Source organism: Elioraea sp. (assembly GCF_022842375.1).
In the GTDB taxonomy this organism is placed as follows: Bacteria; Pseudomonadota; Alphaproteobacteria; order Acetobacterales; family Acetobacteraceae; genus Elioraea_A.
Genome location: NZ_JALHPR010000055.1, coordinates 1 through 10365, shown reverse-complemented (window position 1 = coordinate 10365; position 10365 = coordinate 1). Strand labels below are relative to the sequence as shown.

Annotated in this window: 14 protein-coding genes; 8 read left to right on the top strand and 6 right to left on the bottom strand. The window is 70.8% G+C overall.

The window, feature by feature from the left end:
* The 3 genes from Q0C38_RS22585 to fdxA all read left to right on the top strand — a co-directional run.
* The coding region (locus tag Q0C38_RS22585) for a hypothetical protein (protein WP_291299398.1) at nucleotides 1-211 on the top strand (211 nt) is incomplete at its 5' end.
* Nucleotides 211-504, top strand: a complete 294-nt coding sequence (locus Q0C38_RS22580; protein WP_291299397.1) for an RNA-binding S4 domain-containing protein — start codon at nucleotides 211-213, stop codon at nucleotides 502-504. The genes Q0C38_RS22585 and Q0C38_RS22580, both read left to right, overlap by 1 nt.
* A gap of 80 nt (nucleotides 505-584) precedes the next feature.
* Nucleotides 585-917, top strand: coding sequence for a ferredoxin FdxA (gene fdxA, locus Q0C38_RS22575; protein ID WP_291299396.1), 333 nt, complete (start codon nucleotides 585-587; stop codon nucleotides 915-917).
* A 282-nt stretch (nucleotides 918-1199) separates the two neighbouring features.
* Here fdxA and Q0C38_RS22570 read toward each other — a convergent pair whose 3' ends face one another.
* Nucleotides 1200-1589: a hypothetical protein gene (locus Q0C38_RS22570; protein WP_291299395.1), complete on the bottom strand. Its 390-nt coding sequence runs from the start codon at nucleotides 1587-1589 to the stop codon at nucleotides 1200-1202.
* Nucleotides 1590-1623: 34 nt separating this feature from the next.
* Between Q0C38_RS22570 and Q0C38_RS22565 the strand changes: the two genes are divergently transcribed.
* Nucleotides 1624-2415 carry a CarD family transcriptional regulator gene (locus Q0C38_RS22565; RefSeq protein WP_291299394.1) on the top strand — a complete coding sequence of 264 codons (792 nt, stop codon included), beginning with the start codon at nucleotides 1624-1626 and terminating at the stop codon, nucleotides 2413-2415.
* A gap of 81 nt (nucleotides 2416-2496) precedes the next feature.
* Complete coding sequence (locus Q0C38_RS22560) at nucleotides 2497-3366, top strand: hypothetical protein (protein WP_291299393.1); 870 nt, start codon at nucleotides 2497-2499, stop codon at nucleotides 3364-3366.
* A gap of 61 nt (nucleotides 3367-3427) precedes the next feature.
* On the opposite strand, the gene Q0C38_RS22555 is transcribed toward Q0C38_RS22560, so the two are convergent.
* The 3 genes from Q0C38_RS22555 to Q0C38_RS22545 form a co-directional block, all read right to left on the bottom strand.
* On the bottom strand, nucleotides 3428-4213 hold the full coding sequence (locus tag Q0C38_RS22555; RefSeq protein WP_408870061.1) for a Bax inhibitor-1/YccA family protein: 786 nt from the start codon (nucleotides 4211-4213) through the stop codon (nucleotides 3428-3430).
* A gap of 134 nt (nucleotides 4214-4347) precedes the next feature.
* Nucleotides 4348-6879, bottom strand: a complete 2532-nt coding sequence (locus Q0C38_RS22550; protein ID WP_291299391.1) for an ABC transporter permease — start codon at nucleotides 6877-6879, stop codon at nucleotides 4348-4350.
* Entirely contained in the window at nucleotides 6879-7622 is a 744-nt protein-coding gene (locus Q0C38_RS22545; RefSeq protein WP_291299390.1) for an ABC transporter ATP-binding protein, read from the bottom strand. The genes Q0C38_RS22550 and Q0C38_RS22545 overlap by 1 nt, the downstream gene beginning before the upstream one ends.
* 61 nt (nucleotides 7623-7683) lie before the next feature.
* Here Q0C38_RS22545 and Q0C38_RS22540 point away from each other — a divergent pair, with 61 nt between their 5' ends.
* From Q0C38_RS22540 to Q0C38_RS22530, 3 genes are all read left to right on the top strand, one after another.
* Nucleotides 7684-8340 (top strand): arylesterase, encoded by a 657-nt coding sequence (locus tag Q0C38_RS22540; RefSeq protein ID WP_408870060.1) that lies wholly within the window; start codon nucleotides 7684-7686, stop codon nucleotides 8338-8340.
* Between the two features lie 55 nt (nucleotides 8341-8395).
* Complete coding sequence (gene thpR / locus Q0C38_RS22535) at nucleotides 8396-8956, top strand: RNA 2',3'-cyclic phosphodiesterase (RefSeq protein WP_291299389.1); 561 nt, start codon at nucleotides 8396-8398, stop codon at nucleotides 8954-8956.
* A 71-nt stretch (nucleotides 8957-9027) separates the two neighbouring features.
* Nucleotides 9028-9459: an OsmC family protein gene (locus tag Q0C38_RS22530; RefSeq protein ID WP_291299388.1), complete on the top strand. Its 432-nt coding sequence runs from the start codon at nucleotides 9028-9030 to the stop codon at nucleotides 9457-9459.
* Nucleotides 9460-9589: 130 nt separating this feature from the next.
* Here Q0C38_RS22530 and msrB read toward each other — a convergent pair whose 3' ends face one another.
* Both msrB and Q0C38_RS22520 read right to left on the bottom strand, forming a co-directional pair.
* The gene (gene msrB, locus Q0C38_RS22525; RefSeq protein ID WP_291299387.1) at nucleotides 9590-10003 is read right to left on the bottom strand and encodes a peptide-methionine (R)-S-oxide reductase MsrB; all 414 of its coding nucleotides are present in this window, start codon (nucleotides 10001-10003) and stop codon (nucleotides 9590-9592) included.
* Between the two features lie 80 nt (nucleotides 10004-10083).
* A partial coding sequence (locus tag Q0C38_RS22520; RefSeq protein WP_291299386.1) for a hypothetical protein occupies nucleotides 10084-10365 on the bottom strand: 282 nt, incomplete at its 5' end.

Below are 10365 nucleotides of genomic sequence, written 5' to 3'. Positions count from 1 at the left end.
GCTCCCGGCGCTGCTGCGGGCGCTCGGCTTCTCCTTGCGCCCGGCACCCGGCGGACCAGGGGCGGGCGGACCAGGGGCGGGCGGTCCTGGGCAGGATGGTGCTGTGCTGCTGCATGCGCGGCGACGCGCGGTGAGGCCCGCGAGCGCCGTGCAGAGCCCGCAGCCGGAGGGTCCCTTCGCGGCGCTGGCCGCACTCCGCGCCAAGGCGTGATGGAGGAGGAGGATGGCGCAGGCTGGCAGCGGCTCGACCGTTGGCTCTGGTGCGCGCGGTTCCTCAAGACGCGCGCGCTGGCGGCACGGCTCGCCGGCCAGGGCAAGGTACGCATCAACAGCAGCCGGACCGACAAGCCGCACGCCCGCGTGCGGCCCGGCGATGTGCTGACCTTCGGCCTTGGGCCCGGCGTGCGCGTGGTGCGGGTGCTCGCGCTCGGCGATCGCCGTGGCCCGGCGCCGGAGGCGCGGCTTCTCTACGAGGATCTCGATCCGCCTGGCGCGGGGGGCTGAGCAACGCAGCAGGGTCTTGCACGACGCGCCGATCCGGTCCATGTCCCGTTGTATCCGACTGGATGGAGCGTGCACCGCCGATGACCTACATCGTCAATGAGTCCTGCATCCGCTGCAAGTTCATGGATTGCGTCGAGGTATGCCCGGTCGACTGCTTCTACGTTGGCGAGAACATGCTCGTCATCCACCCGGACGAGTGCATCGATTGCGGCGTGTGCGAGCCGGAATGCCCGGCCGAGGCGATCCTGCCCGACAGCGATGAGCGTGCAGCCGAGTGGGTCGAGCACAACCGCAAGTTCGCGCAGTCCTGGCCCAACATCACGAAGAAGGGCGAGGCCCCCGCTGACGCCGAGGAATGGAAGGGCAAGCCGGACAAGATGCAGTACTTCAGCCCCGAGCCTGGCAAGGGCTGAGGCTGGCGCAAGGTCGCACGCTGCCTGGGCATGCGTGAGCAGGGCCTGCCTTTTCCGTGTTTCTGTGGTATATTGAAAATAAGCGATACCCGAGGCTTGGGTTCTGGGCATATCGGGGTCTTGCCGAGTTGGCTGTTTGGCAGCGTGCGGCTGACCCTAAGGAAGGGTGAGGCGCGCGGGTGAACGTTTCTTTCCCACGCGCCACACCACCGAAGCCGGATGCCGTCGCGCGAAGACGACGAGGAATGACATGAAGGCCACGCAGGCAAAGGCGAAGTCCGATCAGGCGAAGGCAGGGTCCGGAAAGGCGGCAAAACCGCCGGCGGCGAAGCCTGCTGCCGCGAAGGCAGCGCCGGCCAGATCGACCGCGGCGAAGCCAGCGCCCGGCAAGGCGGGCGAGGCAAAATCCGCTCCCGCGAAGGCAGCCCCCAAAGCCGTTGCGAAGGCAGATCCGAAGCCGGCATCGGCGAAGCCCTCGCCGGCCAAACCCGCCGCGACGAAGCTGGCGGCCAGACCTGCCGCGAAGCCAGCGCCCAAGAAGTCTGCAACGCAGAAGCCGGCACCCGTGAAGCCGGCGGCACGCCCGCCACAGGCCAAGCCGCTCGTCCAGTCACCGGGCACGAAGCCGGCAGCGGTGAGGGCATCCGAACCGACGCCAGCCGCGAAACCCACCCCAACCGCGACCGAAAAGGCAGCAGACACGACGATGGTAAAGCCGGCACTTCAGAAGCAGCCGGCAACGACGCAGCCCGCCCCGGCGGTGAAGGCAGGCGTCGTGAAGGAAACCGCGGCGAAGGAGGCAGCGAGCGTCGTGGCGCCCGCGCCGGTCGCTGCTGCCCCTGCTCCAGCCGCGGCGGCGCCCGTCGCGAAAGCAGCTGAGGCACCGAAGCCTGCGCCGGCACCGCAGCAATCCCACGGCATGCGCCATGGCCAGCAGCGCGGCCCGATGCAGCGCCCCGGCATGCCGGGTGGCATGGCGCCCACCATCGCCCTGGTCTCGAATGAGCCGCCGCCGCAGTTCACGGTTGGCGACCATGTCGTCTACCCGACGCACGGTGTCGGCCGCGTCACCGGCGTGGTGAACGAGGAGATCGCCGGCCACAAGCTGACGCTGATCGTCATCGAGTTCGAGGAGAACCGCATGGTTCTCCGCGTGCCGGTGGCCAAGGCGCGCTCGGCCGGCCTGCGCAAGCTCTCGACGCGCAAGGCGATCGACACGGCACTCGCGACGCTGAAGGGCCGCGCGCGGGTGAAGCGCACCATGTGGTCGCGCCGCGCCCAGGAATACGAGGCCAAGATCAACTCGGGCGACCCGGTGGCCATCGCCGAGGTGGTGCGCGACCTCCATCGCAACGCCGGCCAGCCCGACCAGTCCTTCTCCGAGCGGCAGATCTACGAGCAGGCGATGGACAGGCTGGCGGCTGAGCTCGCCGCGATCGACGGCATCGACAAGCCGGCAGCCCAGGCCAAGCTCGCCACGGTGCTCAAGGCCGCGTGAGGGCCGCACGGCGGCAGCGTTCGTTGAAGAGGGGCGGGGCGCGGAAGCGCTTTCCGCCCCTTTCCTTGCGTGCGGTCGCTGATGGCTGAGCCGCCGGCCCGTGTCGCGCGCCTGATGCTCGCCCGCCGTGTCTGGGCGGTCGCTGCCGTGCGTGGCGATGCCGGGCGGCTCTCGCGCCTGCACGCCGCCCTCGAAACCCGCGTCTGGCGCGGCGACAGGCTGGTCTATTGCGGCAACCTGATCGGCGTCGGCCCCGATGTCGCCGGCACGGTGCGCGAGGCGCTGCTGTTCCGCCGCGCGGTCCTTTCGCGCCCCGGCTTCGAGGCCGATGACGTCGTGTTTCTCCGCGGCGCGCAGGAGGAGATGCTCCATCGCCTCCTGCGCATCCAGTACGCGCCAGGGCCTGCCGCAGCCGTCGAGGCGCTCAGGTGGATGGAGGGACACGGCATCGGCCCCACCCTCGCCGCCTATGGCGCGAGCGTGGCCGAGGGGTTGCGCATCGCGGCCCAGGGCCCGGTCGAGCGGGCGCGCTGGACCGGGGCGATCACCGCGGCGATCCGCGCAAGCCCGGGGCACGACGCGCTGCTCTCCTCGCTGCGCCGCGCTGCCTGCACCGTGCCGGTCGACCTTGCCGGTGAGGCGCCGGGCGTGCTGTTCGTCGCCGCCGGCTTGAACCCTGACCGGCCGTTCGAGACCCAGGGCGATGCGTTCTGGTGGGACGAGCCGGGGTTCGAGCGTGCCGCGGCCGGCATTCCTGCGCCTGAGGGCGAGGAGGGGATGGTGCCGTGGGGTGGCTTCGCGCGGCTCGTGCGTGGCGCCTGCGCCGGCCATGACGGGCCCGTCGCCTCGGGCTGGGGCCTCACCCTCGATGCCGGTTGTGGGTTGGGCGGCGCGCTGGTCGCGGCGTGCATGGCACCGACCGGCGAGGTGATCGAGGTGATCGAGGGCTGACACGGAAAAGGCCCCGGAGGTTTCCCTCCGAGGCCCTTTGTCAGCCCAGCGTCGGGGCCGCCTACTCGCTCTGGCGCTGGCCCAGCAGGCTCATGAGCAGCTGGAACAGGTTCACGAAGTTCAGGTACAGCGAGAGTGCATCGAACACGGCGCGCTTGCCGGCGATGTCGGTGCCCTCGGCGTAGCTGTAGCTGATGTAGTCGGTCTTGATGCGCTGCGTGTCGAACGCGATCAGGCCGACGAAGATCACCACGCCGATCACGCTGACGGCGAACTGCAGCGCCGACGAGCCGATGAAGATGTTGACGACGCTCGCCAGGATGATGCCGATCAGGCCCATCATCAGGAACGAGCCCATCTTCGTCAGGTCACGCTGCGTCGTGTAGCCGATGATGCTCATCGCCGCGAAGGTGCCCGCGGTGATGAAGAACACGCGGCTGACCGAGGCGCCCGTGTAGACCATGAAGATGTTGGCGAGCGAGACGCCCATCAGCGCCGTGAACGCCCAGTAGACACCCTGGACGGCCGTCTTGGACATCTTGTTCACGCCGAAGCTCAGTACGAGCACGAGCGCGAGCGGCGAGAGCATCGCCACCCAGCCGAGCGCGGTCGGGATGGTCGCAGCACCTCGGGCCGTCACAACGCGCGTGTAGAACAGCTCGGCGATCGCCGGAGACGACGCGACGAGCAGGGCGATGATGCCGCTGAGCAGCAGGCCGGACGCCATGTAGTTGTAGACGCCAAGCATGTACTTGCGCAGGCCGGCATCCAGCCGCGCGGCGTCCACGCCGGCGGAAGGAACCGTCTGCGTTGCAGCCATCGAACGGGTGTCTGGATTCCAGGCCATCGATTGCTAATCCCTTCTTGGTGGTTGTCCCAGCAGTGATCCCCGAGGGGCCACGATCCCATACCGGATCGCTAGGGTATATGGCCCGGGGTTGCCCTGAATCAATCTCAATCGGAACGCACGCGCAAGCGACACTATTCCGTGCGCAGCAGCGGGGCCGGCCGCGCCCTCAACGCCACCGCCGTGCCGGCCCAGCCCATCACCATCGTCATCAGCGTGCAGGCAAGGACGGTCGCGGCCAGCGTTCCGGGCAGGAACGCCCACTCTGCCCGCATCACGAATGTGACGACGGCCCAGGACGCGGCGGTGCCGACGATGGCCGCGATCACGCCCGCCGCGGCGCCAAGCACCCCGAATTCGACGAGATAGGCCGCGAGCACCTGGCGCCGCGTCGCACCCAGCGTCTTGAGCACCACTGCCTCGTACACACGCCGCCGCCGCCCCGCCGCGATCGCCCCGGCGAGTACGAGCGCGCCGGAGACGAGCGTGATCGCCCCGGTGGAGGACAGCGCCGCGCCGATCTGGCCGAGCAGCTTCGAGACGGCCTCGAGCGCCTCGCGCACGCGGATCGCGCTGACATTCGGCAGCGCATCGGTGATGGCGCGCAGCAGCGGCGCCTCGGCCGCGCGCGTCGCGTGAACCGTGGCGATGTGGGTGTGGGGTGCCGCTTCCAGCAGGCCGGGCGAGGCGACGAGGGTGAAGTTCATGCCGAGCGAGCGCCACGAGATGTCGCGCAGGCTGGCGATCCGGAGCAGGACATCACGTCCCAGCACGTTCACCGTCAGCGTATCGCCGACGCCGACGCCGAAGCCGCGCGCGAGGTTGGCATCGAAGCTCACCAGCGGCTCGCCGCGGTAGTCGGGCGCCCACCATTGCCCGGCGACGACGCGCGTTCCCTCCGGCGGCAGCGCGGAATAGGTGAGCCCACGGTCGCCGCGCAGTGCCCAGGCACTCTCGGGGGCGACCTGCGCCTGCTCGGACGGAACGCCATTCACCGCGACGATGCGCGCCCTGAGGGATGGCACGCGCGCGATGGCGCCGACCCCCTCCTGCGCGCGCGTCATCGCGTCGAACCGCGCCGTCTGGTCTGACTGGATGTCGATGAAGAAGAAGGCCGGAGCGGCATCCGGCATCGTCTCGGTCACCTGGCGCTGGATGTTGCCCTGGATCAGCGCCACCGCAGCGAGGGTCGAGAGGCCCAGGCCCAGCGAGACGAGCATCAGCCCCGTCGCCGCCCCCGGCCGGTGCAGGTTGGCCAATCCGAGCCTGATCGCAGGCACGCGTGAACGGGGAGCGCGGGCCGCGAGCGCGGTGAGCGCCCAGGCGCCGAGGCGGAACAGCACGAGCGTTCCGGCAGCCCCTGCGCAGAATGCGGCGGCGAAGCGCCGGTCCTGCGAGACGGCGATGGTGAGCCCGACGAGGAGGGCGGCGAGCAGCCCGTTCGCCGCGATGAGCTCCCAGCCCGGCCGTGTCTCGCTGCGGGCCACCACGTCACGGAACAGCGCGACGGCGGGGATGGCGCGCGCACGCGCGAGCGGCCAGAGCGCGAAGGTCGCTGCCGTCAGCAGCCCGAACGCCGCCGCGATGCCGAGCGGGCCCGGATAGATGCCGAATCGCGGCGGCACGGGCAGGACGCCGCCGAGCGCTTGCGCTGCGAGCCACGGCAGCGCTAGGCCGGCGGCGAGGCCGATGCCGATGCCGATGACGGCGATCCCGAGCAGCTGGATGCCGTAGGCGAGGAATACGGTGGCGGAGGGGGCGCCAAGGCATTTCAGCGTCGCGATCGTGCGCCTGCGCGCCTCGAGCCAGGCGCTGACCCCGTTCGCGACGCCGATGCCGCCGACCAGCAGCGCGGTGAGGCCGACGAGCGTCAGGAACAGCGCCGTCTGCTCGACGAAGCGGATCACCGCGGGCGCGGCCTGGGTGTAGCTCCGGAAACGCCAGCCGCCATCGGTGAAGCGCGCCTCCATCGCCGCGCGGAAGGCGGCGACGTCCGATCCTTCGGGCAGGCGGATCCGGTACTCGTAGCGCACCAGGCTGCCCGGCTGGACGAGCTGCGTCGCCGCCAGCGAGGCGGCGGCGATCATCGCGCGGGGGCCGAGTACGGTCGGGCTCGCCACGCGGTCGGGCTCCTCCGCCAGTCCGCCGCGCACCTCGAACAGCCCCTCGCCAAGCCGCACCGTGTCACCCGGTTTCAGGCCGAGGCGATCGAGGACGATCGGCTCGGTGACGAGGCCAGGGCGGCCGTTGCGCACAGCCAGCGCCTCGGCCAGCGGCATCGCCGGCTCGACCCGCGCCTGGCCGTAGAGCGGGTAGGCGTTGTCGACCGCCTTGACCTCCACCAACGTACGCTCGCGCGCACCCCCCTCGACCACGAGCATGGAGCGGAGCTCGGTGACGGAGGAGAGCAGCCCGCCGCGTGACGTCACCCAGTCGCGCGCCTCCTGCGGCATCGGGCGATAGCCGACGGCGACCTCGAGGTCGCCGCCGAGGATGCGCCGCCCGTCGGCCTGCAGCCCCTCCTGCACCGCCCGGCTCAGCGTGCCGACCGCGGCGATCGAGGCGACGCCGAGCGCGAGGCAGGCGATGACGATGCGCATCGCCTTCGCCCCGCCGCGGAGTTCCCGCCGCGCGATCCGCCAGGCGTTGGTGAGCACGAGGGACATCAGCCGGCCAATCCAGCGGGGACCAGGCGATCCGACGCGATCCGCCCATCGGCGATCGCGATCACCCGGCCGCAGCGCTCGGCGAGCCTCTGGTCATGCGTGATGAGCAGCAGCGTCGTGCCAAGCTCCTCGCGGATCCGGAACAGCAGGTCCATCACGGCCGAGCCGGTGCTGCCATCGAGGTTCCCGGTCGGCTCGTCTGCCAGGATGATGGCAGGGCGGGCGACCACGGCGCGGGCGAGTGCGACGCGCTGCTGCTCGCCGCCCGAGAGCTGCGAGGGATAATGGGTGGTGCGGTGGCCCAGGCCGACGCGCGCGAGCGCCTCGCGGGCGCGGCCGAGGGCATCGTCGCCGCCGCCGAACTCGATCGGGAGAGCGACGTTCTCCTCGGCCGTCATCGTCGGCACCAGGTGGAAGGCCTGGAACACGATGCCGACATGGTCGCGCCGGAAGCGGGCCAGCGCGTCCTCGTCCATCGCCGTCAGGTCGTTGCCGGCGATGCGGATGCTGCCTGCGGTGGCGCGGTCGAGCCCGCCCATGAGCATCATGAGGGTGGACTTGCCGCTGCCGGACGGGCCGACGATGCCGACCGCCTCCCCCGCCCCTACCTGGAATGTGACACCGCGGAGAATGTTGACCTGTCCGGCAGCCGACGCCACCGTGAAGGAGAGGTCGCGCACCGCGATCAGCGATTCGCCCTCACGCGTGCGGGTGAGCGGCAGGTCGGAGACGATGGCATCCATGCGCGATCAATCCTTTCGACGACCCGGGGCCGTACACCGATTGGGCGCATATGGCCCTGCCGTGCTGCGGCGCAAACTGGCCGCGCTTGCGGGTGCCTCCGTGCTCACGGCGATGTCAGGGCATGGCACATCACGGCGCGCGGCAGCGCAACCGGCGCGCGAGGTGCGGATCCTGGCACTCGGTGACAGCCTGACGGCGGGCTTCGGGCTGGTGCGGGCGGAGGGGTTCGTCGCCCAGCTCCAGGCAGCGCTCAGGGCCAGGGGTATCCCCGCCACCGTTCTCGATGCCGGCGTGTCGGGCGACACCTCCGCCGGCGGGCGCGCGCGGCTCGACTGGGCCCTGGCCGACCGGCCGGACGTCGCGATCGTGGCCCTTGGCGGCAACGACCTGCTGCGTGCGATCGACCCGGCCAACACCTACGCCAACCTCAACGACATCATCACGCGGCTGAAGGGGCGGAACATCGCCGTGCTGCTTGCCGGCATGCTCGCGCCGCGCAACCTCGGCGCCGAGTATGTCGCCGCGTTCGACGGCGCCTACCAGAGGCTCGCCCGCGAGCATGACGTGATCTTCTACCCCTTCTTCCTCGATGGCGTGGCGACCGACCCGGCGCTCAACCAGCCCGACGGCATCCATCCCAATGCCCGCGGCGTGGCGGTGATGGTCGAGCGCATGCTGCCTGCCATCGAGGCGCTCATCGCCAAGGCCCGCGCGTGATGGCGCGAGCATGATGGCGCGCGCGTGAGGAGGTTTGCGTGAGGAGATTTTGGCCATGGTCAGGCTCTTCGTCGCTCTCGACCTGCCCTCCCAGGTGCGGGAGCGGCTTCGCCTCCTGACCGGCGCGAAGCTGCCCGGCGCGCGCTGGGTGCCGCCGGAGAACATGCACCTGACGCTGCGCTTCGTCGGCGAGGTCGACCATGGCCGGGCGGATGACATCGACGCGGCGCTGGCCGGCATCGCCGCGCGCGGGTTCGAGCTGACCCTCGAGGGCGTTGGCGCATTTGAAAGCGGGCGGCGGCTGCAGGCGCTCTCGCTCTGGGCGGGCGTGGTGCGGAACCCGGCGCTCGAGCATCTCCGCGCCAAGGTGGAGAGCGCGGTGGTGCGCGCCGGCTGCGAGCCGGAGCGGCGGAAGTTCAGCCCGCATGTCACGCTCGCCCGCCTCGACCAGCCCGACCCCGCGAAATTCGGCGCCTGGTTGCATGCCAATGCCCTGTTCCGCCTCGGCCCCGTGGCGGTGGAGCATTTCACCCTGTTCTCCTCCCGCCTCGGCCGCGACGGGGCGCACTACACGGCGGAGGCCGACTATCCGCTCGGGCAGCGGGCGCTTCAGTAACGGGCGGTTGCCTTGCCAGCCGGCTGCGATGGCAGGCAGGCTGCGCGCTCCAACAACGGGAGAAACGGATCATGGCAGGCATCACACGCGGCGCGCGCGCCGTCTGGCAGGGCTCGGGCAAGGAAGGCGCTGGCGTCATCACGACGGACAGCGGTGTGCTGGCTGACACGCCCTATTCCTTCTCCCGCCGCTTCGGCGACGAGAAGGGCTCGAACCCGGAGGAACTGATCGCGGCCGCCCATGCCGGGTGCTTCGCGATGGCACTCTCCTTCGGCCTCGGCCAGGCAGGCTTCACGCCGACGAGCCTCGACGCGACGGCGAAGGTGACGGTGGCCCCGGTCGAGGGAGGCTTCGCGATCTCGGGGTCGGCGCTGACGCTGAAGGCCGTTGTGCCAGGCATCAGCCATGACCAGTTCGGCGCAATCGTCGAGGGTGCCAAGGCGGGCTGCCCGATCTCGAAGGTGCTGTCCTGCCCGATCACGCTCGCGTGGGAGCTCGCCTGAGCCCTCGGGCAATTCCCTTCCTCACCCTGTCCCTCTCCCCCCGGGGGGGAGAGGGAACGGTGGTGCGAGACCCCGCAAGACGTCCCCTCTCCCGCGTGCGGGAGAGGGGCAGGGTGAGGGTCCGGCGCCCTCACCCCTCCTTCGGCTGGAACGCCAGGGACACGCCATTCATGCAGTAGCGCTCGCCCGTCGGCTGCGGCCCGTCGGGGAACACATGCCCGAGATGGCCGCCGCAGGTGGCGCAGTGAACCTCCGTCCGCGACATGAAGAAGCTGCGGTCGGTGCGCGTCGCGACCGCACCCGGGATGGGCCGGAAAAAGCTCGGCCAGCCCGTGCCGCTCTCGAACTTCGCGTCGGCCTGGAACAGCGCGGTGCCGCAGCCGGCACAGGTGTAGGTGCCGTCACGCTTCTCGAAGTTCAACGCACTGGTGCCGGCACGCTCGGTGCCATGGCCGCGCAGCACGCGGAACGCCTCGGGGCTCAACGTCGCCCGCCACTCGGCCTCCGGCTTCGTGATGGGATAGCTCTCTGTCTTCGTGCTCATGCTCCCTCCTTCGCTCCATTGAAGGGATAGGTTTCCCCTCGGCCCGCCATGCGCAAGCCCGGGCGGAAACTGCAGCTGTCCTACCGCAGCAGGTCGCGTGCAAGCGCCTCGACCTCTGGGCCCAGCGCGCCGCGTGCCTCGTTGCTGCGGGTGAAGGTGGCGAACCCCTCCGTCAGCCCGGTGCGCGCATCGATCGCGCGGACGCGGATCGCGACGATCGTGCCAGGCGAGATCACCGCGCCCATCGGCGCGGCCTGCACCACCGTCATCAGCACGACGCGTGGCAGCCCGCGGGAGCGTGCCTCCGCCGCCAGCGCGCTGTCGGCGCCCGGCTCCGCCGTCGGCCGCTCGCCGATCGCGCG

Excerpts from the sequence above, each read along its gene's own strand:
- Q0C38_RS22560 (WP_291299393.1), top strand. The coding sequence starts at position 2,497 with ATGGCTGAGCCGCCGGCCCGTGTCGCGCGCCTGATGCTCGCCCGCCGT.
- msrB (WP_291299387.1), bottom strand. The coding sequence starts at position 10,003 with ATGAGCACGAAGACAGAGAGCTATCCCATCACGAAGCCGGAGGCCGAG.
- Q0C38_RS22580 (WP_291299397.1), top strand. The coding sequence starts at position 211 with ATGGAGGAGGAGGATGGCGCAGGCTGGCAGCGGCTCGACCGTTGGCTC.
- thpR (WP_291299389.1), top strand. The coding sequence starts at position 8,396 with ATGGTCAGGCTCTTCGTCGCTCTCGACCTGCCCTCCCAGGTGCGGGAG.
- fdxA (WP_291299396.1), top strand. The coding sequence starts at position 585 with ATGACCTACATCGTCAATGAGTCCTGCATCCGCTGCAAGTTCATGGAT.
- Q0C38_RS22550 (WP_291299391.1), bottom strand. The coding sequence starts at position 6,879 with ATGTCCCTCGTGCTCACCAACGCCTGGCGGATCGCGCGGCGGGAACTC.
- Q0C38_RS22545 (WP_291299390.1), bottom strand. The coding sequence starts at position 7,622 with ATGGATGCCATCGTCTCCGACCTGCCGCTCACCCGCACGCGTGAGGGC.
- Q0C38_RS22530 (WP_291299388.1), top strand. The coding sequence starts at position 9,028 with ATGGCAGGCATCACACGCGGCGCGCGCGCCGTCTGGCAGGGCTCGGGC.
- Q0C38_RS22555 (WP_408870061.1), bottom strand. The coding sequence starts at position 4,213 with ATGGCCTGGAATCCAGACACCCGTTCGATGGCTGCAACGCAGACGGTT.
- Q0C38_RS22565 (WP_291299394.1), top strand. The coding sequence starts at position 1,624 with ATGGTAAAGCCGGCACTTCAGAAGCAGCCGGCAACGACGCAGCCCGCC.